Genomic DNA, 23612 nt, shown 5'->3' with positions numbered 1-23612 from the left:
CTTCACTCATTCTTGCATTGGCGGTAGCGAAGCATTTGAATTTTCATGCCGCCTCGGCGCCGACGCCGCCCTGCTGCCGGCCGTCAAGCATGCCTTCATGCGTGGCATCTGCCATGACCCACCTCCTCAAAGCCGGTCATGCCTGTATCTATGGTAGATCACTCGCACCACGCCCAGGTGTAGAGGTCATGCCGGTTGCAATCAGCAAGGCGGCACCGGGAGCACGGTTCGGGGATGCTCGCCGTGGCCGAACCATCGGCATCGGCGCGCCACGCCAGCCACATTGCCAAGCGTTCAAGCCGGTCAGCCTCAGAACGCGCTGCGAACTCTCTGCCTGGCAGTTGCATCCACGTTTGAGCGCTGATGTCGGCGCCCGACCAACACGATAAACTTTGCCGCAGGCCCCAGTACCCGCGGCCGGCCTGCAGGTCCTCGCCAATCGTTGTGCACGTCGATCAGGAGTGCAGCGACTCGCACTGGTATTGTTTTCACGACTAGGTCAGAAAATTGCGCATCCTTGTAGTTTTATAGTCCATCGATATTGTCTGCTCGTGACGGGAGAGTATCCGATGGAGAGAATGACCCAAGTGAAATATGATGAAGTGACTCGTCGCCAAATTGAGGCGATTGTCGAAGCAGAGGAGCAGCACCTCGCAATCGATTGCGTTGAGCTTGATGGCGATGACTGTTCATGCAAGACGGGCATGTTTCCGTCTTCATCGCTTCATCGACGCAATTTTCTCTTTGCGGTAGGATCAGCCGCGGGCGCCTCGGCCGCCGCCGTGTTGAGCTCGCTTCCTGCTGCAGCCGATACCAATGCTCCTCCGGGAGCCCAGCGCTTCGAAGCGCCGGCCGATTCCACCAAAGAGCAAGGGCGCCCTACCGCCGCCGACGGTGGTTATGGATCGCGCTCGCAATTCGAGACCGAAGTTCGACAACGCTACCCTACCCCCAACGAGAACACATCCTGGACATTTACCCCTCTCGATAGAATGTTGGGGAATCTGACCGCATCGGGCCTGCACTTTGAGCGGCATCATGGCGGCATTCCCACCATTGACCCGTCGCGGCACCAGCTTTTCGTGCACGGAATGGTCGACACGGCCAAGAGATTCACAGTCGCTGACCTGAAGCGTTTTCCGTCAATCACACGCAGGCACTTTATCGAATGTTCCGGCAACGGATTGACGGAGTGGAACAAGCCAACGCTAAAGACTGTACAAGGGACCCATGGGCTACTCAGCACATCGGAATGGACCGGCGTTCCTTTTTCGACGATCGCGAGGGAAGTTGGAATCAAGGAGGGATCTGGGTGGGTCCTTGCCGAGGGGGCGGACGCTGCAGTCATGACCCGCTCAATTCCGATCGAGAAAATGCTGAAGGATGCCTTCATTGCCTACGGACAGAATGGCGAAGCCGTTCGTCCGGAGCAAGGATATCCGATCCGCCTCATGCTGCCCGGCTATGAAGGCAATACCCATATCAAATGGCTACGCCGCCTCGAGGTCAGCGACAAACCATTCATGACGCGCGAAGAGACCTCCAAATATACAGACCTTTTAGGAAACGGTAAGGCCCGGCTATTCTCGCTCGATATGGACGCGAAGTCCGTGGTTACCTTTCCTTCGGGGGAGATGAAGCTGCCCGGACCGGGCTTCTACAACATCACCGGCCTTGCATGGTCGGGACGCGGCCGTATCCAGTCCGTCGACGTCTCGGTAGACGGCGGCCAATCCTGGTACCCCGCACGGATTGACACCGCGCCCGAACCAATGTGCACGGTAAGGTTCAGCTTTCCCTGGATGTGGAACGGCAAGCCTGCGATCTTGCAGAGCCGCTGTACCGATGAAACAGGTTATCTGCAACCAACCCTGAACGATCTCATCGCAATTCGCGGCTCGAACGGCCCGTTTGCGTCCGTCTATCACCTCAACGCCATCCAAAGCTGGGCTGTGGCGGCCGATGGGAGCGTGAGCAATGTCCATGCGTAGGACCGCCGCGATCGCAGCGACATGTGCGGTGCTAGCGATCGGCATATCCTTTGATGCCTTCGCCCAAATGGGCAGCGATGCCCGCTTCGGCCTCGGCACGCCATCCAGCGAGAGTGAACGCTCCGCGTTCTTCTCTATTCCACCGAGTGGGCGCGGGTTGCCAGCCGGTAGCGGAGCGGCGCAACAAGGGGCGAAGGTCTACGCCGAAAATTGCGGTGCCTGCCATGGTGACAGGCTAGAGGGAGTTCCACAGCCCGGCCTCGGCGGAGACAAATTAATCGGCGGACGCGGCTCCCTCGCGACGAAGACGCCGGTCAAGACCGTTGAGAGCTACTGGCCGCACGCGACAACGCTGTTCGACTACGTTAAGCGTGCAATGCCATTCAACGCTCCGGGCTCTCTGACGGACGATGAGGTCTATGCGGTTGTCGCCTACATCCTCTCGGAAGCTAAGATCATCCAGCCAAGCGACGTGATGGACGCGAAGACACTGCCGAAGGTCCAGATGCCAAACCGGGACGGGTTCATTCCTGACTCCAGGCCTGAGTTCCAGCTCTACCGTTAGATTAGCACGACGCCATTGATCCCTTGCCAGAGATCTCGTGACTTTGTCGCACTCTCCAGCACATTCGAGTGGATCGCCAGATTCGCCTCGGGCAACGATTTCGGTCACGCCCTACGCAACCGCCGGGATTGCCAGACACCCTATCATCCGAACCAGCTAGTCTCGGCGACCGCGGCGTCTGTCAGAACACGCCGGAAACGAGGATGGAAATGCCCGATGAAGCAAAAGCGGTACTGAACTTTTGGTTTAATGAGACATCAAGCGAACGGTGGTGGCAGAAAGATCCTGCATTCGATCATCACATCCGACAGGAATTCTCCGCTTTGCACAAAGCGGCGACAATGAACGAGTTATTTCCGTGGCGGCACACGATCCGCGGTCGGCTTGCGGAGATCATTGTACTCGACCAGTTCTCGCGTAATATTTACCGTGGCAAGGCCAGAGCGTTTTCACACGATGCTCATGCGCTTTGCCTTGCCCAGGAAGCAATTCGATGCGCCGATCACGGTGAACTGCGGGTCGATGAGAAGGCATTCCTTTACATGCCGTTCATGCACAGCGAATCGTTGGTCATTCATGAAGAGGCGCGCCGCTTGTTCTCCGAGCCAGGACTTGAAGAACATCTTCGCTATGAAGAGGCGCATCGTGCGCTTCTGGTTCGATTTGGCCGCTATCCTCACCGCAATTCTGTGCTGGACCGCGTATCAACCCGCGAAGAACTCGCCTACTTGGCGAACCACGCAGATTTCTGATGTATCGAACGATAACAAGAAAGGCTTGGCTTTCCGGACACGCGCATAGTTGACGATACTTAGGCCAGCCTGGCCCAGGCAACCAAGCGTAAGAAACAATGACACCAGACATCTTTGCATCGTGCTTCGCCATTTCGTCGATGCACCAAAGGTCCTGCTGCAGTACTCCTGAAACCTTCAGAGGGCCGGGGTGGGCGTGCCAGATCGGTAGCCGAGGCTGATCAGCTAGCTTGATCTGCTTCTGAGAGTGGCATTCTCCACTATACCTGCCTGGTAGCAACCTTTGGCGCCGAACCAGTCGCAGCTCGCGAGACACATCAGGCATCGCGCGAGGCGCAACTTGCGTTTCAATCATTGGAATTGGATATATATGCGCGGAAATGTGGATCGACGGAAGAGACGCAATCTGAGGCGCTGACAAGCGGAACGCCGCAGATTGCAATGAATTGTTTCTGCTCAGGGCCGACTCGAACTAGGTCTTCGGCTTATTTCGCATCCGACTCCGCAGGGACGTAGTCCATACCATCCTTATAGTAGACAAAGAACACGCAATCCTCCGGTCCCATGCACTTGTTTACGTGTTGAGCCTTGCCCGGCTGGAACCACCAGGAGCCAGGAGGGATTCGTGCAGGCGCGTCTTTAGCCCCCTGACGAGCTGATTCAGTCCCCGAAAGCATCACAGCCCAATAGTCAGAGTTGTGAATGTGCGAAGGCGATTCGCCGCCGGCCGGCACCCTGAACAAGCCACCGAAGGGTTGCCCGAGAACTCCGGGTTTGCCGAAGACTACCGCCATCGCCGGACCTTTTTTTCCCATCGCGGGAATCATCGCGGACCATTCGACTTTCTCGGGCATAGTGATTCTAGGAGCCTGATCGTCGGCTCGCGCGACAGTAGCGGTCGCTATCGCGACGGCCGCGGCAGTGATCAGGGCCCTTGATGTAGATCGCATATCTCTCTTCATGAGGTTCTTCCTTAAGTTGACGTGGAATTCCCTGGCGCTGCCGGAGAATAGCTAGAGGGTAAAGCGAGCCCGCCTCACCGCGAGGTCTTCCGCTTTGGTGGGATCTCTGACGAGACCTCTGTCCTAGAAACCCGCAGCGGCAAGTTTTTTGGGCAACGGGACGGCCTTGCGGATCGACGGCCCTCACTACGAAACTGCTCTTCATATCGCTCTCTCTGTGAGAGAACGAGCTAGACGTTGCGATAAAAACCGCAAGTACGCTTATTATTCATACATAGTCTGAATATACATACCACGACTAGCACCATCGGCGCTTCCGTGTCCTGACCACCTTCGGCAACTGCCAGCGTCATCCGGGCCCTCGGAGCCTTCGTCCGCTGCATTCTGCGCGATTTCAGCGCACTCATCATCGCTCATACCGACGAGCACTCTCGAACTATTGATATTTCCTCTACTGCTTCTGCACGCTGCCCCCTCGGTCGTCCACGCTCGTGACCGGCCGTCGACGAGCGGGCGCTCTGACGCGCCATGTACTTTGCTGCACAATTGACGGACCGCACACACCACCCGTATTTGTCCGGATCGTTTTCAGCCGATACATCGCCTCAGGTTTTACGTGGAATTATCCAATGCAGAGACAGGATGCCTTCCTCGCAGCAGCACACTGACTACGAAGGTCGAGCATGCTTTCCCGTCTTAAGATCGGCAGCCGGATTACGATGCTAATCGCCATTAGCGTTATAGGCTTGACCGCCATTGGCACAATCGGCATCTTGTCAACATCGGCAACACAGCGGATGCTGGCGCGGACAGAATCCGAGGCTTTGCAACCGATTGAACAGATCTCGCGGCTGAATGAAGCGATGCAAGAGAGCTTCCGCCAGCTTCTAATGGCCGTGCAACACAATCCCATTCTTCCCGCGGCGAAACGACACGATCACCCAGTTTCCTTGCATACAAATGCGCTGGACAACGCCATAAAAACGATGGGCGAAGCGCTTCGGCAATATCGATCGTCTGAAGCGGGCATTCGATTTGCAGAACTCGCCGCTCGCGTTGAAGCGTCTGAGGCGAAGCTGATCGAAGATGGCCTGAGACCCGTGGAACAGCAGATCGCGGCGGGTAACTATGACCAGGCGGGCGTCGATCTCACTGCGAAGGTTCTGCCACTGTTCAACGGCGTTAAGAAGGACGCAGAAGTGCTCCTTGAAAAACATCGAGAAACGGCACGGACCATAGAGCGTTCGGCTGAGGAGCAGTACACGTTCGTCTTCCGAGTCCTTGTCATCGGCGGCGCACTGCTCTCGATTGCAATCGTTGCGGCTGCCATCCTTATTGCGAGATCGATCACCCGTCCGCTGAGCTCGCTGACCGACACAATGACACAGCTGGCTACGGGCAACCGTTCTACGTTGGTACCCGGACAGGACCGACACGATGAGATAGGACAAATGGCAAAAGCCGTCCAAGTCTTCAAGGCTGGCATGATCGAAGCCGAAAGGCTGCGTACCGAGCGCGCTGACGCCGAACGGATCGAACACGTACGGCGCAAGGCTGAAATGAACGATCTCGCTGTACGTTTCGAGAACGAAATAGGCGAGATCATAGAAGCTGTCTCATCGGCTTCCGGCGAGTTGGAACTTGCAGCCCAAGGCCTATCGAAAACTGCCGAAAACACGAAGGAACTATCATCCATCGTCTCACAAGCGTCTGAAGCGTCCTCGACGAATGTCGGATCGGTCGCAGCGGCGAGTGAAGAGTTGGCTTCTTCGGTCAATGAGATCAGCCGACGCGTCCTGGAATCTGCCAACATTGCTGCCGCCGCCGTTTCTCAAACTCAACGAACGAACGAGCAGGTGAATGCGCTATCCCAAGCCGCAACGAGGATTGGAGATGTAGTCGATTTAATCAACACAATTGCTGGTCAAACTAATCTTCTTGCGTTGAATGCAACGATCGAGGCCGCTCGTGCGGGAGAAGCTGGACGAGGCTTTGCCGTTGTTGCTACCGAGGTCAAAGCCCTCGCGGAGCAAACGGCTAGAGCCACCGGCGAAATTAGCCAGCAGATCGGCGGCATCCAATCGACCACTCAAGATTCTGTACTCGCGATCAAAGAGATCAGCGGAACTATTGATCGAATTTCGGAGATTGCGAACGCGATCGCTACGGCCGTCGAAGAGCAGGAGGCGGTTACCCAAGAGGTCTCCCGCAATATTCACCTAGCGGCGCAAGGAACCCAGGAAGTCGCCTCGAATATCGGAGCTGTGCAGCGGGGAGCAAATGAGACAGGCTCTGCATCATCGCGAGTCCTTGGCTCGGCGCGCATCTTGTCGCAGCAAAGTACTCGATTGAAATCTGGCGTCGGCTCGTTCTTGGAATCCGTTCGAGCGGCTTGAGGCGGCGGCAGCAGGGCGGCTCTGCTCCTTCCCCTCGCGGCGCGCTGCTTATGCAATGCGCGGTAGAGGAACGCAAGGGCAACCGCCGTCCTCGGTTAAGGTGACTTCATCTCGTTGAGTGGCGTAGCTGACGTGGCCGGTGATCGGTTAGATCGTAAGCGTCGTTCTGCCCTCACCCTTCATGTGACGGCCTGATCTGCCAGGTCTACGGTCCGTTTTGGATCGTAAGGCTTAGAACGGATACTGAGCGTTCTGCTATCACGAAGCCTGCGCGCCAGCTCGAGATATTCACGGGCAGAGGCCGGCGTCCCGCAATTATCTGGAGCATAGAATTATGCGGAGTCCTGCCGGATTGATCAGGCGTGGACCGGAGTTCGCGGCTACAGCGCTCCGCATAATTTTGCGTCGCTATCTGCCGCTGAGCATAGCCAACAGTTTTTCAGGCGGTCGGAACTTTCCTGCCCGAAGGTTAGGTGCCGACGTGGAGTTCCGCGCCTCCAGTTTCTTCGTGGGATCCGACCGCAGATAAGCCTCCGTACTCTGAAGGCCGGCGTGACCAAGCCATAATGCTACCTCGCGGATGTCATGGGAGGCCTGAGGCATATGTATTGCGTAGCTGCGGCGCAGAACGTGCTCCGATACTTCTTTGCGGCTATGGACGGCAGGGCGACCACGGCGATGTCGGCGTGCTTGGCGAGGATATACTCGAACCCCGCGCGGGTCATCGCTCGGCCGGAATCGTTGAGGAACAGCGCCGTGTCCAAGCCGTGCGGCTGGACGGCGAGCCAAGTTTTGACTGCGTCCGTCGTTTCCCGCCACAACGGCAGAACCCGGTCGCGCCGGCCTTTGCTCATGACGTGAATATTGGCCGGCGCCCGGGCGTCGTGATTCCGACCAGTTCGGATACCCGCAGGCCTGCGGACAACGTGAGATGGTCTTCGCGCTAGGGATCACCAATGCGGCCGGCAGCACGCTATTTCCCGCGCTGCAGCACAGGTTTGGAACTTAAAGAAGGCCTCGAATCTTGCCGATTCGGCAGCTTACCAGGGACCTTCGATCGGGATAGCCGGACCGGTCGTAACCGGCCTGTTTCTTGTCGTAACGTCGCGCAGGCGGAAGGTCTCAAGAAATAGGGCTGATCACCCACTATTCGCCTTCCTCCGATGCCGACTGCCTAAACTTGGCAAACGCCCGATCGGTGGCCATGAAGCGCGTGATCATTGCCGCGGCGAGTCGCCCGATCTCGATAGGCATTTGGGTCGACTCTCGCGCCATAATCTCCGCATACGCTTGTAGATCTCGATGAACGCTCGCGGGTAGCTCGACGGAGATCTTAACCGGCTTGTCGTCTGGAAGCGCCGAAATCTTCAGCTTCATGCTCCCGGCCCCTAGCGATCGCGATATGGCTCGAGAACCAGGTCGCGATTGACGATTACGCGCACCGGAAAGCCCGGCTTCACCGTCAATGTCGGCTGAATGTTCATCTGCTGGCGCACGAGCTGCTGGCCGGTCTGACTTATCGCGTTACCAAAGCCCTGGCGCAACGCCTGGATGATCCCTGCATTGTTCGTGTTCGCATTCGCTCCCGCATTGATTTCACTACCCACCGACAGCAGGCTCGAGAGCAATGCGGAGCCGATGAGTTGCTTCCAATGATTGTCGACCTCGTCAGAGAGCCCGGAATAGCCGCCTGCATCGGCGCCCTGCTGCCGCTCGAGAACGATCGAGCGGCCATTGGGCATGATCAGTCTCGTCCAGACCAGGAGCACACGCGTTTGGCCGGTCGTCACCTGGCTATCATATGTACCGATGAGGCGAGCTCCCTGCGGAACTAGCAAAGTGCGTCCCGAAGGAGTGTCGAAGACGTTCTCGGTCACCTGAGCCGTGATCTGTCCAGGTAGGTCGGAGCGAATCCCCGTGATCAAAGCGCCGGATAAGACGGTGCCGGCTTGGACAACGAATGGAGACGCTGGCCGCGTGACCCGGTCCGGACTGGTGGTACGGCGATCAACCGGAGCGTTGACGAAGGCGAGCTTGCGCTCCTGACCATTCTGGGTGAGGAACTCATCCGGATTCATCCCAGGCCGGTCGCCGCCCTGAACTGTACCGGCCGGCGGCTGGCTGTCGCGCGCATTGGTCGTGGCAAACAGCCGGCTGACGCGCGCAGCTTCCGTCTCCTGCTCTCGGCGCTGCTGATCGGAATCGGGCGTGGTCGGCCCCGCCTGACCTTGTGACGCAAGGATCGGCCGGCCGAGGTCGCCCGGCAGCGGTGGGCCGAGAACAGGGGTGTCCTTGCCCAAGCTCGCATAATCGCGCGGCAGCGCAGACACGCCATCGGCTACGTCGTGGTGATCGGTGCTGTAGAGCTCGTCCGCCCTGGATTGGCGCGGCTTGTTGGCCTGCAGCGCCCAGATGAAGGTGCCGCCGATCACGAGGAGCGCCAGCGCGCTCCCGCCCGCCAGGACCTTACGGGACAGCCGCGTGATCTGTGGCGGATCACCCTTGAGTCGCAGCTCCTTTGTACGCTGATCGGCAGCAGACGTTTCTTGCACAACCGAACCCGTGTCGTCCCCGCCCGTCATGGGGTCGCTCCTTCGGTTCGGATGATCCGGACCTTCTGCTGCTGTTCGCCGCCCAGGCGCAGTTCTGCAGCGGCAAACAAACGATCGACGATGATCACATTGCGGAAGGTCCGATAGTTGACGATCTCCGGCGCACCATCCGCGCCAATGACGAACAAAGGCGGCAATTCGCCTTGCACGATGCCGCGCGCGAACTCGATATAGACCTTTCGCCCGTCGTCATAGGCATTGACCGGCTTCCACGGCGGGTCATCGCCCTCGATCCGATATCGCAGACGCCGCTGCGATGGCTCAGGCAACTCTGGCCTCAGCACCGCCTGTCGGGCCCGGGTCTCGGCATTCTGCGGATAGTACCAGGCCACGGCCGGCATATACGGCTTCTCGCGAGACCGCAGTTCGATCAGATAGGTCCGCCGGTCGGTATTGACGACGAGATTGGTCTCGATAGCAGGCCGCGTGGGCTTGACGAGGATATGGACGCGTCGCGTCTCACCCACGCCGCTCTCGGTATCACCGACTACCCAGCGGACGGTGTCGCCGGCCGAGACCGGACCGGAGCCCGTAAGCTGCTCGCCCTCCTCGAGCATGATGTCGGTGATCTGCCCAGGCGCCGCGTAGACCTGGTACAACGCGCCCGGACTGTAGGCATAGATCTGCGCCGCGTTGAAATACCCCCGCCTCCGCGGCTCGACCCTTGCGGCGCTGTTGGCCGTCTCAACGCGATCGAGCGGGTCCGCGTCCTCCTTCGCGCCAGCCCCGCCGCCTAAGGACACCTTCCATGGCGGCGGCAAGTGAAGCGGTTTGGGCCTGTCCTCCACGGCCGGAGGCGGTGCCGGCAGAGGCGGTATGTCGCTGTCATAGCTTATCTTGGGCGGCGCAGTCGTCACGCAGCCGGCAAGCGGAACAATAGTCGCAAGCACGATCGTCCATCGCGCGCGCGACAACCCAGCAATTGGCCTATTCACTGCGACAACTCCTTCGACCAGTTTATGGCTTGGACGTAGACACCGAGCGGGTTCTTGCGCAGCCGATCCGCGTTGTCGGGCATCGCGAGCACGATCGTCAGGATTGCGGTCCAGCGTTCCGTTGCGCTCAGCGCACCGCTCTCGTAGCGGCGCTCCACCCAGGCGACCCGGAAACTATCCGGCGAAGCTCGGATGACGCTGGAGACCTCGATGGAAACCTGGGACTTGCCGAGCTTCGTGAACGGATCGTTGGAACGAGCGTAGTCGTTGAGCGCAGCGGCGCCACGATCGGTCGTGAAATCATAGGCGCGCAGCCAGTTCTGACGAAGCACGATCCCGTCCGCCGGCAGCCCTCTGACATCCTCGATAAAGCGAGCGAGATGGAACGCGACCTGCGGATCAGTGGGCTTGTAGTCTGCGATCGCAGGCGCGACCCGTTGGACCTCGCCAAGATGACCGACCTCGATCACCCAGGGCGTCACCGTCCCGCGGGTCGATTGCCAGATCAAGGCGGACGCAAGACCTGCAACGAGGCCCAGGCAGCCCAACGCCATCAGCCGCCAGTTCTTGGCCTGCACGCGGGCCGAGCCGATGCGCTCGTCCCAGACTTGCGCAGCCTTCTGATAGGGCGTAACCGGCTCCGGTGTACGGCCATAGTGGACGGATGGGCGCTTGAACATGTCAGGATTTCCCCTCAGAGAGATCGACGGAGCCGCCGTGCCCGCCCTGCTCGGCATTGCGCACCGCTTGCGTGGTTGTGGACGCCCCCTGGTGAACGGCACGCGCCGCCTTGATGCGTTGTGCCCAGCGGGGCGAGGCAGCGGCCGAAGCATTCCCGTCGACTGACGAAGAAGAATTCGGTGGGCCGTTCTGCGCAGCTATCTTCTCGCGCAACGGGCTCGGTGCCACGCCCGTGTCCTCAGCTACGGCCGTGCTTCGGCGTAACAGGCTCGACGCGCCAGGGCGCAGCGATGCCGCGGCTCGCGCCGAACCGGAGATCGCGCCGCCGGCGAGCCCTGCGGCTCCAGCGGCAAGCCCCACGCTGGCCACGGCGAGACCTCCGGCTGCCAAGGATGCACCGGCCGCGCTGCCGGCGCCGAGCTGCGGGCCGCCGGACACCAAGCCATTCGCAATGCCAGGCCCGAACAGTCCTAGACCAAGCAGCGACAGCGATCCCAGCACCAGCGCCATAGCGCTGTCGATCGTCGGCGGATCGCCGCCGCCCGCTTGCGTCAACTGCGCAAAGAGCGTGGAGCCGACGCCGGAGATGACCGCGAGCACCAGCACCTTGATGCCCGAGGACATGACATTCCCGAGCACGCGCTCGGCCGCGAACGCTGTCTTACCGAACAGGCCGAACGGAATCAGCACGAAGCCTGCAATTGTCGTCAGCTTGAACTCGATCAGGGTGACGAAGAGCTGGATCGCCAGGATGAAAAACGCCAGCAGCACGACTAGCCAGGCAAACAGGAGAACCACGATCTGAACGAAGTTCTCGAAGACGCCGACATAGCCCATCAGGCTCGATATCGCCCGGAGAAGCGGCCGTCCGGCATCAAGGCCGACTTGGGCGATTTTCCCCGGCCGGAGAAAGTCAGCAGTCGATAGCGCAGACCCGGAGGCTTTCAAGCCGAGGGCAGCGAAGCTTTCGAATACGATGCGGGCCAGACTATTCCAGTTGCCGATGAGATAGGCGAAGACGCCGACGAACAGCGTCTTTCTCACCAGACGCGCAACGATGTCGTCCTCGCCGCCCCAGGCCCAAAATAGCGCCGCCAGGGTCATGTCGATCGCGACCAGCGTGGTCGCGAGATAGCCGACCTCGCCGCCGAGCAGCCCGAAGCCGCTGTCGATCGACCGGGTGAAGGTCTCCAGGAATTGATCGATGATGCCCGTTCCGGCCATGGGCCAATCTCCCTCAAGCGACAGCCGAGCTCCCGCAGATCAGAGCTTCATCCTCAGTGAAACATCTGGACGTTGGAGGGCTGGTAGCCCTGTCCCGGCGCGAGGAAGCGCCGGAGCTGCTCGCGACCCTGGTCCTGGGCTGCCGCGCGCTGCGCGCTATCGAGGCTCTCGGCCCGTCCCTGCGCGGCCACCGCGGCCGTGAGATCGGCAAGCTGCTGCGCCTGCAGCGCCAGGATCTGGTTGCCCGCTTGGGTCACCTGCAGCGCGCCGGTCGCGCCCTGGCTGGCCGCGACCAGCGCCGCCGACTGGCTCTTGACCGTATCGAGATTGCCGACGACGCCGGCTTGGACCTTGAGCGCATCCTGCAGCGCGGCCACCGACGTCTGCCAGCGCGCCTGCGCATTGCTGACGAGATCTTGGCTGGACATATTGCCCGTGGCTGGCGCGTACGTCGTCGCAAAGGCGTGGTCGATCTGCTGGACGTCATAGGCCAGCCGCTGAGCCTGCCTGAGGAGATCCTGGGTACGCTGGATCGACTGCTGCAGCTGCCCCAGCGAGGAATAGGGCAGGCTCGCCAGGTTCTTGGCCTGGTTGATCAGCATCTGCGCCTGGTTCTGTAGCGACAAGATCTGATTATTGATCTGCTGCAGCTCGCGCGCGGCCGTCAGAACGTTCTGGGCGTAGTTGTTCGGATCGAACACGACGAGCTGCGCCCGTAGCGGCGCAGCCGAGACCAGGACAAAGGCCACGGCTGACGCCGCCAAACGACACATCCGCCTCATGCCCGGATTTCCAGGTTGTCGAGGCTCGGAACAAGGTCGGCGGCCCAGCCAACGTTCCGGTGTTGGAGCCAAGCCGCGGCAAATCCCTCCTTCCCGGCTGCCGCCGAGACCTCCGCGACTGCCGCCTGATCCGCTTTCGAAGAGACGGCAGCAAACGCAAGCCCGACCTCCCCGAGTCCGAGTTCGAACATCCGATTGCCGCGGCGCGATTGGCAGTAGTAGTCGCGCTTGGGCACCGCGCGACTCAACAGCTCGATCTGGCGATCGTTCAGCCCGAAGCGGCGATAGATCGCCGTGATCTGCGGCTCAACGGCACGCTCATTGGGAAGCAGAATTCGTGTCGGACAACTCTCGATGATAGCGGGCGCGATTGGCGAACCATGGATGTCGGACAGAGATTGGGTCGCGAAAACGACCGAGGCGTTCTTCTTGCGCAGCGTCTTCAGCCATTCCCGCAGTTGTCCGGCAAAATCGGCATCATCCAGCGCCAGCCAGCCCTCATCGATGATCAGCAGCGTCGGGCGGCCGTCGAGGCGCTGGGCGATCCGATGGAACAGATAGGCAAGCACCGCGGGCGCTGCGGCTGTCCCGATCAGCCCCTCGGTTTCGAAGGCCTGGACCGATCCGTCGCCGAGCGCCTCGTGGTCGGCATCCAGCAGGCGGCCATGGGCACCATCGAGGCAATAGGGCTTGAGCGCTCGCTTGAGGCTGTTGGACTGCAGCAGCACGGACAGCCCGGTCAGCGTACGTTCTGCTGCTGGCGCCGACGCTAGCGAGGTCAGAGCTGACCAGAGATGCTCCTTGGCCTCCGGCGTCACGACAATCTTCTCGTGCACCAAGATGCTGGTGATCCAATCGACCGCCCAGGCGCGCTCGCCGATGTCGTCGATGCCGGCCAAGGGCTGCAGCGCGACGGCGGCGTCCGTCTCCGCCGACAACGCGCCACCGAGGTCGTGCCAGTCCCCGCTCATGGCCAGCGTAGCGACCCGCATGGAGCCGCCGAAGTCGAACGCGAAAATCTGAGCACCAGGATAGCGACGAAACTGCAGGGCCATCAGCGCCAGCAGCACCGACTTCCCCGCTCCCGTCGGGCCGACCACGAGCGTATGACCGACGTCACCCACATGCAGCGAGAAGCGGAACGGTGTCGCGCCTTCCGTCCGACCGAACAGCAGCGGTGGCGCCTTGAGATGATGATCGCGCGTCTCACCGGCCCAGACCGCCGACAGCGGGATCATGTGGGCCAGGTTAAGGGTCGACACCGGCGGCTGCCGGACATTGGCATAGACATGTCCCGGAAGGCCCCCGAGCCACGCTTCGACGGCGTTCACGCTCTCCGCCATGCAGGTGAAGTCGCGTCCCTGGATGACCTTTTCGACCTGCCGCAGCTTCTCGTCCGCTCGTGCCGGGTCCCCATCCCAGACGGTCACCGTCGCCGTGACATAGGCCTGACCAACGTCGTCGGATCCCAAATCCTGCAGAGCCGCATCGGCATCTACCGCTTTGTTGTGCGCATCCGTGTCCACGAGGCTTGCAGCCTCGTTGGTCATGACCTCCTTCAGGATAGCTGCGAGCGACTTGCGCTTGGCGAACCATTGCCGGCGGATCCGCGTAACAAGCTTCACGGCATCCTGCTTGTCCAACATGATCGCGCGCGTCGACCAGCGGTAGGGAAACGCAAGCCCGTTCAGCTCATCGAGAATCCCCGGCGTGGTGGCCGAGGGAAAGCCGACGATGGTGAGGACCCGCAGATGCACCGATCCCAGCATGGGCTCGAGCCCGCACATCAGCGGCTGGTCTGCGAGCAGCCCATCCAGATGCATCGGGATTTCTGGAACCCGGACCCGCTGGCGCTGCGTCGAGATCGTCGAATGCAGATAGCTCAGCACCGCGTCGTCACCGAGCCAGCCGCATTCCGGCATGAAGCCGGCGATCAGCTGCAGGATGCGGTCCGTACGGTCGATGAAGCTGCGCAGGATTTCGCGGCCGTTGACGCCATCCGATTGCGGCCGGCCCTCGTAGAGCACGCGTTCGGAACGGGCGACGTCTTCCCGTGGCGGCAGGTACAGAAACGTCAGGTAGTAGCTCGACTCGTAATGGGCCCCCTCCTCCTCGAACTGTGCCTTGCGCTCGGCGTCGACCAGCGCAGACGCCGCATCCGTAAACATGCAAGGCGGATAGGATCCCGCCGAATGCCGTTGCGCCTCGACGAAGATCGCCCAGCCCGATCCGAGCCGCCGCAGCGCATTGTTGAGTCGGGCCGCGACAGCGACAAGCTCGGACGCGACGGAGCTCTCCAGATCGGGGCCACGGAAGCGCGCTGTCCGCTGCAGCGAGCCGTCCTTGTTGAGGACGACACCTTCATCGACCAGCGCCGCCCAGGGAAGGAAATCCGCAAGCCGGATGTTGGTGCGGCGATATTCGGCGAGATTGAACATGGCTGACCTTACTGACCGAGATGACCGGGAATGCGCAGATGACGGCGCACGACTTCGATGAAGGACGGGTCACGCTTCGTGGCCCAGACCGCGATCATGTGACCGATAAACCAGAGCAGCAGGCCGAAGAACCAGAGCCGGAGTCCCAAGCCGAGCGCGGCCGACAACGTGCCATTGACGATCGCTACCGAACGAGGTGCGCCGCCGAGCAGGATCGGCTCGGTCAGAGAGCGATGAACGGGAGCGCTGAAGCCCTTGACGTCCTCTTCCATCAGATCACCACCCCGCCGCCGAAAGCGAAGAACGACAGGAAGAAGCTCGAGGCCGCAAACGCGATCGAGAGCCCGAACACGATCTGGATCAGCCGTCGGAAGCCACCCGAGGTTTCGCCGAAGGCCAGCGACAGCCCGGTCGTGATAATGATGATCACCGCAATGATCTTGGCGACCGGCCCCTCCACGGAGAGCAGAATCTGATTGAGCGGCTGTTCCCAGGGCATGTTCGAGCCGGCGGCGCGAGCTGGGCAGTCGATCAGCAGTGTGAAAGCTGCGGCGGCAGTTAAACCCGCCGATAGTCGCCCGATCGGTCTCTTCATCATTGGTCTCCCAAAGGCACGAGAAGGTAGTCTCCGTTCGCAGCGAGCCCCTCGACCCGGACGAGTTCGCTCAAGCGTCGTTCACGACCGCGTCCCGTGAGCACGGCGATGGCATTGATCGTTTCGGCAATGAGAGCGCGCGGGACGGTGACGACGGCTTCCTGAATCAGCTGCTCTAGCCTCCGAAGCGCGCCGAGTGCCGAACCGGCGTGGATCGTGCCGATCCCGCCTGGATGACCGGTGCCCCAGGCTTTCAGAAGATCGAGCGCCTCGGGGCCGCGCACCTCGCCGATCGGAATGCGATCGGGACGCAGCCGAAGCGACGATCGGACCAGGTCAGACAGGGACGCAATGCCATCCTTGGTTCGAAGCGCCACGAGATTGGGTGCGCGGCACTGCAGTTCGCGCGTATCCTCGATCAGAACGACGCGGTCTGAGGTTTCCGCAACCACAGCCAACAGCGCGTTCGTCAGCGTCGTCTTTCCAGTGGAGGTGCCACCGGCCACCAGGATGTTGCAGCGATCGCGGACCGCTTGCCGCAAGCTGCTAGCTTGCGCTGGATTCATGATTCCAGAGGCAACGTAGTCGTCGAGCGTGAACACCGCGACGGCAGGTTTGCGGATCGCAAAGGTCGGAGCGGCGACGACGGGCGGCAACAAGCCCTCGAACCGTTCCCCTGTTCCCGGTAATTCAGCGGACACACGAGGCGAACCTGCATGGACCTCGAATCCGACATGGTGCGCGACCAGGCGGATAATCCGCTCGGCGGCGGCGGCGGGGAGCGTTTCACCTGTGTCAGCCAAACCAGACGCGAGGCGATCGGCCCACAACTTGCCATCCGGATTGAGCATCACCTCGACGACGCTCTGATCATCAAGAAGCTTCGCAATGGCCGATCCCAAAGCCGTCCGCAGCATGCGCGTGCCGCGCGAGACCAACTGCGTCTGAAGAACTTCGACCACCCCGTTCTCCGATCCTGAGCGCGCCAACATCGGCTCCGCGCGACCGGATGATCAAAGAATACATAAGCAAGCATGGAGCAAGGACCACTCCGCTCCGTTCGTGCTCTGGCGTAGGAAAGCGCAAAGCCCGAGACTACCAGCCAACGGATCGCGCCTGACCTGCGCCCGATTCAATGTCAGTTCACCACGAGCCTGCCGTTGCGGGATCACTGATGAAAACGGGACGTTCGTAGGAAGACGCGGCGTCGGGTTCGCTTAGCTCGTCGACATCACGACCGAGTTGCAGGCTGGACAGCTCCCTCTCTCGCTTCCCACGCGGAATTGCGAACCAAACCAGAGCCGCGAACTGCAGCGCGACGTTCACACCGAAAGCCACCTGATATGCGAAGATCGGATAGTGACCGTCATGCTGCGCCCACTGCGCCAGCAACAGGCCGGTTCCATATTGGGCCAGAAATCCCCAGCCGAAATGAACGACGTTCAATACCCCGTTGGCCCGTCCGGCCATCTCCTTTGGAAAGTAGTCTGAGATGATCGCAAAGCTCAGCACCGTCGCTGCACCCACGATCGCGATCATCAACCAGGGAACAATCGGAGGCACCGGTAGCCGGAATACCAACGCCAGCTGAGCCAGGACGAACAGTCCGCCTACAATTGCCAGCAATGTCTCGGACCTGATCCCCTTCTTGCGTGTCCAATTGGCCAGGGTGCCCAGCAACCATGCGCCGAGGCAGAGCATAATCGCCGTCGTACACAGCGCCGTCACCACCTGGCTTCGGGTCATGCCCTCCACTTCGGTCAACCACGCCGGCGCCCAGAGCCCTTGCATTGACCAGGCAGATCCAATGCATGCTCCCGACAACGGCGCGACCTTCCAGAAGCGTTGGTCGATCAAGATGCTCCGCAGGCCACCTTCAGCCGGTGCGGAAGCTGCATCGCTTTCGCGTTCGGGGACCAGGAAGTAAATCAGGACAGCAGTGCCTGCCGTGGCGACCGCCAGGATCTCGAACATGTCGCGCCATCCGGTCCGAGCCAGGATCGCTTCTGCCGGCAAGGTCGCAGCGACGGCGCCGAGAGCACCGAGCATGACCATGTAACCGTTGACGAGTGCCACCCGCTCGCGCGGAAACCAGAGAACGATCGCTTTCAGCCCTGCGGTCAGGGCTGCCGCGACGCCCAGCCCGATTACGGCGCGTGATGTCATCAACGAGATTGATCCCGTCGACCGCGCGAACCCAGCCGCACCCAATGCCGCGACCACGAGCAGCGCACTCTGAACGCGCCGCGGTCCGTAACGATCGAGCATCATCCCGACCGGAATTTGGGCGGCCGCAAGCACCAGGAAATAAACCGCCGTGATCAGACCGAGGTCGGCAGCATTCAGTCCAAGCTCGGAGGCCAAGCGTTCGGAGACTACGCCATTGATCGTCCGGAACAGGTAAGACAGGAAGTAGCCCGCTGCGAACGGCATGAACACGAGAGCAACAACGAGCCAACCGGGAATCCCGGCAGTGCGGCCTGTCCTCGCTTCGGCAGCCTTCCGACCGAACATGAAGGCCGGCAAGGGAGGATCAGGATCAATCGCGCCGGATTCGTCAGCGCATTGTTTCCGACGCAAGGCGAAAGGGATCCTCGCCGCCCTCCTGGGCGGCCGGCATTCCCCAGGACACTTCTGTGGTCGGAGCAGCTCCTAGAGCCGATCGTGTACGGCGGGCTGGAGCTCCGAACGGCAAGTCCTCGTCTTGCTGATGTTGACCTCCAGAACCTGCAACCCTCGCCTGCTCGCGGGTCTCATGTTCGCCGTCGTGACGCGTCTGACAGCCGTCGACGGGCGCGGCGGAGCTCACTCCAGCACCGCCATCTCGGCCGAGCGACGTCAGCGCCAGATGATAGCGAGCATGGAGAGCGACCGTCTCATTGAGCGCCCTGAGATCGCACTTGATGCTCTCGAGTTGCCGCTCCAGGCCACCAAGGCGATCCTGCTGCGGCACAGATTCCGTGGGCTCGGCGAGAAAGCGCTCCAGGGCTTTTTCGATCAGAACGGCGCGGTTGACACATCGCTCCTCAGTCGCCCCCTTCAAGCGACCGAGGATCTCGTCGGAAAGCTGCAGCGTGATCTTTTTCTTCATCGTTCGGACCCCATTTGGTCCGTCGATAAGCGGCCCTCCGCTGGATGGCACCCACGGCGCCTCGGCGTTCGCGGAAAGGCGTAGAAAAAGAAGCTCTGGCGTAGACGCCTGCTTGGCGACGATCGAATCCGCCTCTCAGCTGCTTGGCTCCTCCGGCTCCTTCCGCACGAAATCCTCCGGGATCTCGCGCAGAAAGCTCTGCCCCTTCTGGAGGCGCCGACCTAGGGCCTCAACGAAGCCTTCGAACCGCTCACGCCCCTTGATCTGGGCCGCGGATTGAGCCTCGTTCGGAAGCGGCGGCGTGACGGTCAGCCAGAAGCGGACGAACAACGCCAAGGTCTCCGCGAGGATACCGACGTCGCGCTCCAGCCGCTGTATCTGGCGAGATAGCCGGTCGAGCCTTCGCGTGAACGCAGCTTCGCGCCGGTCCGCCCCATCAGGCGACAGGAACGACAGAACGGCAGCCTCAACGATTGCCGAGCGCGACAGCTTCTTGCGATCCGCGAGCTCCGTGATCTGCTTCAGGAGCTCCGGCGGAAAGTAGACATTCATGCGATCGCGCATCAGATCGGCCTCACAGACCCATATCGTCACCGGGATCAAGCGCAGCCTGCCGTGCGACACCCGTCATTGTCGGATCACGGTCGGCTCTGGAACGCTGCGCCAGGTCATCGTCATCGAGCACGACGGAGAACTCGTCTGCCGGATCGACGACGGTGGCCTCACTTGCGATCGCGACGTGCTCCGGCAGCTCGGGCTCCCGGCGCAATCCGCCATTTGCCTGATCTTCGCGGGCGGGCGATGGATCTTCGGATTTGGACAGCGCTGGCGATATCGGCGCCAGCGCCGACCATGCATCCGCTCCTTGCGTCAGCACGGCCCTTACGATGTCTGGGGGCGGGAGGACACGCGCGACCAGCCTCGCGTCCTCGAAGTAGCGAACCTTCTTGGCCCGGATCGGCGGCGCGCCGGCGACCATCACGATCTCATCCGCCGGCGGCAGCTGCATCACCTCACCCGGCGTCAGGAGCGCCCGCGGCGTTTCCTGGCGGGAGACCATGAGGTGGCCAAGCCAGGGTGCGAGACGATGGCCGGCATAGTTCTTCATAGCCCGCATCTCGGTGGCAGTGCCGAGCGCGTCGGACACGCGTTTGGCGGTCCGCTCGTCGTTAGTGGCAAAGCTCACCCGGACATGGCAGTTGTCCAGGATCGCGTTGTTCGGCCCGTAAGCTTTCTCGATCTGATTGAGCGATTGCGCGATTAGAAAGCTCTTGATGCCGTAGCCGGCCATGAAAGCCAGCGCCGACTCGAAGAAGTCGAGCCTCCCGAGTGCTGGAAACTCGTCCAGCATCATCAGCACGCGATGCCGGCGCTCGCGGGCCTGCAGGTCCTCGGTCAGCCGCCGTCCGATCTGGTTCAGCACCAGCCGAATGAGCGGCTTGGTCCGCGAGATGTCCGAGGGCGGCACGACCAGATAGAGCGTCGCTGGCTCGTTGCCCGCAATCAGATCCGCGATGCGCCAATCACAGCGGCCCGTGACCTCGGCCACCACGGGATCGCGATAGAGCCCAAGGAACGACATTGCCGTCGACAGTACGCCCGACCGTTCGTTCTCGGACTTGTTCAAAAGCTCGCGTGCGATCGATGCGATGACAGGATGCGGACCCGCTTCGCCGAGATGCGGCGTTGCCATCATGGCCGTCAGCGTCGTCTCGATCGGTCGCCGCGGATCAGACAAGAAGGCTGCGACGCCGGCCAAGGTCTTATCGGCTTCCGCATAGAGGACGTGCAGGATGGCGCCGACCAAAAGGGAATGGCTGGTCTTTTCCCAGTGGTTGCGCTTGTCGAGCGAGCCTTCGGGATCGACCAGGACGTCGGCGACGTTCTGGACGTCGCGCACCTCGAAGGCTCCGCGCCGGACCTCGAGCAGCGGGTTGTATGCCGAAGCGTTCGGATTGGTCGGATCGAACAGCAGGACCCGGCCATGCCGGGCCCGGAAGCCGGCTGTGAGCTGCCAGTTCTCGCCCTTGATGTCGTGAACGATCGCCGATCCCGACCAGGTCAGCAGCGAGGGCACGACAAGGCCTACGCCCTTGCCCGACCGCGTCGGCGCAAAGCACAGCACATGCTCGGGTCCGTCATGGCGGAGATAGCGCGGCCCCAACCGGCCCAGCACGACGCCATCCTCACCGAGCAGCCCGGCTTTCTCGACCTCACCGGGCTCGGCCCAGCGCGCGGATCCATAGGTCGCGACGATCCTCGCTTCCCGGGCCCGCCAGAGCGACATGCCGATCGCGGCAGCAACGGCCAAGAGGCTGCCGAGCGCTGCGATGGCCGCGCCCTCTGTGAACACGCCGGGCGCATAGGCATCGTAGACGAACCACCACCAGAAGAACGCCGGCGGCCAATAGACCGGCCATCCTGCAAGCCAGAACCAGGGCGGTCCCAATCGCGCCTGAAACGCCAGCCGCCAGGCTGTCCATTCCGTCGCGCCCCAGATTGCAATGAGGACGATGAACGATACAGCAAACACTTGGCCCCAGAGGATTCGGGTCGCAGGCATTGATGCTCTCCTGATCTGATCAGAGGCTGAGGTCGCGCTTGCGACCGAGCTGCCACTCGATGCCGCCGGCCTTGGCAACGCCGGCGACGGTCTTCCCGAGCCGGCTGTCCAGCTCGCGCGACCACGGGACCAGGTAGAAGCCAAGCCCATTGTCGATCATCGCGAAGCGGCCGGAGGCGAGCGTCAGCCGCTGGCGGTAGGTTCCGGCGATCGGGGCACCTGGCGACACCGGCAGAGGCGGCAGATCGAATTGCGCCGACAACTGCGCACCGACGGAGTCCAGCTCTCGCTGTCGCAAGCTCTTCAAGAGATCCCGCTGCACGATGATCCGCTGGCCTTGCCGCTGCGCCAGACCCTGATCCGCAAGATGCGCGGCCCGCGCGCGAAGAGCATCCCGGGCCTCGGCTCCGAACCCGCCCAGTGCCAGCGGCATCGGCTCGCGTTCGACCAGACGATGATCGAGCCAGGTGGCGCCCTCCGCTGTGATCTGCTCGGCGAGACCAAGATCCGAGCGCGTCGCGAGAAGCAGGGTCGGCCGCGCCTCGTCCGGTCCGCCGAAGCGCCTGACCTCGACAATGCCGCCAACCGGTGGCGCCTGGGCGAAGGCCTCGGCGCCACGGAACCGAACATGATGCGCCCGGCCGTCGACACCATCGATCACGGCGTAGGCCTCGCCGATCAGTTCGTCGTGCAGCCCACGGTCGATCAGCCGACCGACGATCGGCGCCCCAGCATCGGATCCCTCGATCGCATAGTCGGCCACCGAGCGCTCTTCCTCGCGCGCAGCGAAGGCCTGGTGCATCGTCTTGATGATGTCTCCTCGCAAGCCGAGCTCGCGAAGCTTCCGCTCCGCACCGAGTTCGACCATCCACTCGTTCGGGCCCGCCGCGCTCGCTAGCCCCAGGCGTTCCAGATACTGGAGGCGCCCGCGCATGAGCCGGGCCACATCAGGATCCGGAAGCCCCGCCGCTTCCTGCCGAAGGTCGATGGCGCCGACCTCGTTCGCCGCCATCCGGACCTCACGATCGAGCCGCGTCCAGCGATCAGCCGTGATCTCCTTCTCAAGTGCGTTGCGGATCTCATGCTCCGGCTTCGGCCCAAGCTCGATCGCAACCAGCTCCTCAGCGCGCGAACGCAGGCCGCGGCTGATGTAGTCGCGGGAGATGACGAGATCCGCGCCGGTCTCGTCGACGCCGCGCACAAGGACGTGGATGTGCGGATTGTCCGTGTTCCAATGATCGACCGCGATCCATTCCAGCCGCGTCGAAAGATCGGCCTCCATCTGCCGCATGAGGTCCCGGGTGAATGCCCTGAGGTCCACCATGTCGGCCGCGTCCTCGGGCGAGACGATGAAGCGGAAATGATGCCGGTCACCCCTGCCCCTCGCCTCGAATCCAGCCTCGTCCGCTTGATCGCCAGCCGCATCGAACATCCGGGCCGGCTCACCATCGCGGGTGACGCCATCGCGCTTGAGATAGGCGAGATGGGTCGCCAGAGGCGCTGACCGAAACGCGCGCCCCGCGTGCCTCGCGATCCGCGCCTTGACTGTCACCCGACGCACGGGGGTGAACAGACGCTCGCGGCTGAAGCTGAGCCGGCCGCGACCGAAGGTCGAGTGAGCCCGCACCGCATGACGTCCATTGATCGTCGGCAAGCGCGCGACGTGACCGGCGGTATTGGCAGCCCGCAGCACGCGATTGATGAAGGTCTTGGCCTTGGTCCCCCGCCCATGACGAATGCGCCCGGGGCGAATGCGGAACTCACGCTCACTGGTGCTCATGCAGAGCACCTCTGTGCCGCGAAACTCACTACAGTGCCGAAAACCACATTGATCGTGCTACCAAAAACCTCGAGCGCGGCACGCGCTCCGACCGACCGGCACGGTTGAACGCAAGCCATGTCAATGGCTTGCTGTTCGACAGGCGAGCCGCTTTTATCTTGCCCTAGAACGTCGCCCTGTAAGCGTCCGGTCCCTGCACACCTTCCCCCTCGTGTGTTGTCGTTCCATTTCGGGTTCTCTGCTGC

General features: G+C 61.9%; 21 protein-coding genes. 4 read left to right on the top strand and 17 right to left on the bottom strand.

The genetic code is table 11. The annotated features are described in order from the left end of the window. The first annotated feature begins 704 nt into the window (after positions 1-704). The 3 genes from soxC to ACQR1I_RS31530 all read left to right on the top strand — a co-directional run bounded on the left by soxC (position 705) and on the right by ACQR1I_RS31530 (position 3308). Positions 705-1991 carry a sulfite dehydrogenase gene (soxC, locus tag ACQR1I_RS31540; protein ID WP_434870285.1) on the top strand — a complete coding sequence of 429 codons (1287 nt, stop codon included), beginning with the start codon at positions 705-707 and terminating at the stop codon, positions 1989-1991. Then, positions 1978-2556, top strand: coding sequence for a c-type cytochrome (locus ACQR1I_RS31535; RefSeq protein ID WP_434870168.1), 579 nt, complete (start codon positions 1978-1980; stop codon positions 2554-2556). The genes soxC and ACQR1I_RS31535 overlap by 14 nt, the downstream gene beginning before the upstream one ends. 203 nt (positions 2557-2759) lie before the next feature. Beyond that, positions 2760-3308 carry a DUF924 family protein gene (locus tag ACQR1I_RS31530; RefSeq protein ID WP_434870167.1) on the top strand — a complete coding sequence of 183 codons (549 nt, stop codon included), beginning with the start codon at positions 2760-2762 and terminating at the stop codon, positions 3306-3308. Between the two features lie 485 nt (positions 3309-3793). Here ACQR1I_RS31530 and ACQR1I_RS31525 read toward each other — a convergent pair whose 3' ends face one another. Continuing rightward, on the bottom strand, positions 3794-4162 hold the full coding sequence (locus tag ACQR1I_RS31525; RefSeq protein ID WP_434870166.1) for a DUF4437 domain-containing protein: 369 nt from the start codon (positions 4160-4162) through the stop codon (positions 3794-3796). A gap of 791 nt (positions 4163-4953) precedes the next feature. Here ACQR1I_RS31525 and ACQR1I_RS31520 point away from each other — a divergent pair. Continuing rightward, positions 4954-6666, top strand: a complete 1713-nt coding sequence (locus tag ACQR1I_RS31520; RefSeq protein ID WP_434870165.1) for a methyl-accepting chemotaxis protein — start codon at positions 4954-4956, stop codon at positions 6664-6666. Positions 6667-7074: 408 nt separating this feature from the next. Here ACQR1I_RS31520 and ACQR1I_RS31515 read toward each other — a convergent pair whose 3' ends face one another. The 16 genes from ACQR1I_RS31515 to ACQR1I_RS31440 form a co-directional block, all read right to left on the bottom strand. Next, positions 7075-7269: an integrase gene (locus tag ACQR1I_RS31515; protein WP_434870164.1), complete on the bottom strand. Its 195-nt coding sequence runs from the start codon at positions 7267-7269 to the stop codon at positions 7075-7077. A gap of 543 nt (positions 7270-7812) precedes the next feature. Next, a complete protein-coding gene (locus tag ACQR1I_RS31510) occupies positions 7813-8043 on the bottom strand; it encodes a DUF2274 domain-containing protein (protein WP_434870163.1) in 231 nt (76 codons plus the stop codon). An 11-nt stretch (positions 8044-8054) separates the two neighbouring features. Continuing rightward, positions 8055-9248 carry a TrbI/VirB10 family protein gene (locus ACQR1I_RS31505; RefSeq protein WP_434870162.1) on the bottom strand — a complete coding sequence of 398 codons (1194 nt, stop codon included), beginning with the start codon at positions 9246-9248 and terminating at the stop codon, positions 8055-8057. Then, positions 9245-10213 carry a P-type conjugative transfer protein TrbG gene (gene trbG, locus ACQR1I_RS31500; RefSeq protein ID WP_434888866.1) on the bottom strand — a complete coding sequence of 323 codons (969 nt, stop codon included), beginning with the start codon at positions 10211-10213 and terminating at the stop codon, positions 9245-9247. Before trbG ends, ACQR1I_RS31505 begins: the two co-directional genes overlap by 4 nt. Then, positions 10210-10893 carry a conjugal transfer protein TrbF gene (gene trbF, locus ACQR1I_RS31495; RefSeq protein ID WP_434870160.1) on the bottom strand — a complete coding sequence of 228 codons (684 nt, stop codon included), beginning with the start codon at positions 10891-10893 and terminating at the stop codon, positions 10210-10212. The genes trbG and trbF overlap by 4 nt, the downstream gene beginning before the upstream one ends. A gap of 1 nt (position 10894) precedes the next feature. After that, complete coding sequence (gene trbL, locus ACQR1I_RS31490; protein ID WP_434870159.1) at positions 10895-12118, bottom strand: P-type conjugative transfer protein TrbL; 1224 nt, start codon at positions 12116-12118, stop codon at positions 10895-10897. A gap of 53 nt (positions 12119-12171) precedes the next feature. Continuing rightward, a complete protein-coding gene (gene trbJ, locus ACQR1I_RS31485) occupies positions 12172-12900 on the bottom strand; it encodes a P-type conjugative transfer protein TrbJ (RefSeq protein WP_434888865.1) in 729 nt (242 codons plus the stop codon). Further along, positions 12897-15338 (bottom strand): conjugal transfer protein TrbE, encoded by a 2442-nt coding sequence (trbE, locus tag ACQR1I_RS31480; protein ID WP_434870158.1) that lies wholly within the window; start codon positions 15336-15338, stop codon positions 12897-12899. The genes trbJ and trbE overlap by 4 nt, the downstream gene beginning before the upstream one ends. 8 nt (positions 15339-15346) lie before the next feature. Beyond that, a complete protein-coding gene (locus ACQR1I_RS31475) occupies positions 15347-15610 on the bottom strand; it encodes a VirB3 family type IV secretion system protein (protein WP_434870157.1) in 264 nt (87 codons plus the stop codon). Continuing rightward, the gene (locus ACQR1I_RS31470) at positions 15610-15933 is read right to left on the bottom strand and encodes a TrbC/VirB2 family protein (RefSeq protein WP_434870156.1); all 324 of its coding nucleotides are present in this window, start codon (positions 15931-15933) and stop codon (positions 15610-15612) included. Before ACQR1I_RS31470 ends, ACQR1I_RS31475 begins: the two co-directional genes overlap by 1 nt. Then, complete coding sequence (trbB, locus tag ACQR1I_RS31465; protein ID WP_434870283.1) at positions 15933-16850, bottom strand: P-type conjugative transfer ATPase TrbB; 918 nt, start codon at positions 16848-16850, stop codon at positions 15933-15935. The genes ACQR1I_RS31470 and trbB overlap by 1 nt, the downstream gene beginning before the upstream one ends. A gap of 226 nt (positions 16851-17076) precedes the next feature. Then, complete coding sequence (locus ACQR1I_RS31460) at positions 17077-18447, bottom strand: MFS transporter (protein ID WP_434870282.1); 1371 nt, start codon at positions 18445-18447, stop codon at positions 17077-17079. A gap of 43 nt (positions 18448-18490) precedes the next feature. Beyond that, entirely contained in the window at positions 18491-19024 is a 534-nt protein-coding gene (locus ACQR1I_RS31455) for a hypothetical protein (RefSeq protein WP_434870155.1), read from the bottom strand. A gap of 135 nt (positions 19025-19159) precedes the next feature. Then, on the bottom strand, positions 19160-19588 hold the full coding sequence (locus tag ACQR1I_RS31450; protein WP_434870154.1) for a CopG family transcriptional regulator: 429 nt from the start codon (positions 19586-19588) through the stop codon (positions 19160-19162). A 10-nt stretch (positions 19589-19598) separates the two neighbouring features. Next, the gene (locus tag ACQR1I_RS31445) at positions 19599-21587 is read right to left on the bottom strand and encodes a conjugal transfer protein TraG (RefSeq protein WP_434870153.1); all 1989 of its coding nucleotides are present in this window, start codon (positions 21585-21587) and stop codon (positions 19599-19601) included. A 19-nt stretch (positions 21588-21606) separates the two neighbouring features. Then, complete coding sequence (locus ACQR1I_RS31440; RefSeq protein ID WP_434870152.1) at positions 21607-23367, bottom strand: relaxase/mobilization nuclease domain-containing protein; 1761 nt, start codon at positions 23365-23367, stop codon at positions 21607-21609. Positions 23368-23612 lie beyond the last annotated feature (245 nt).

The organism is Bradyrhizobium sp. HKCCYLS2038, assembly GCF_051167655.1.
Lineage (GTDB): Bacteria > Pseudomonadota > Alphaproteobacteria > Rhizobiales > Xanthobacteraceae > Bradyrhizobium.
Note: the sequence above shows the minus strand (reverse complement) of the source record. Positions and strands in the feature narration are given on the sequence as shown.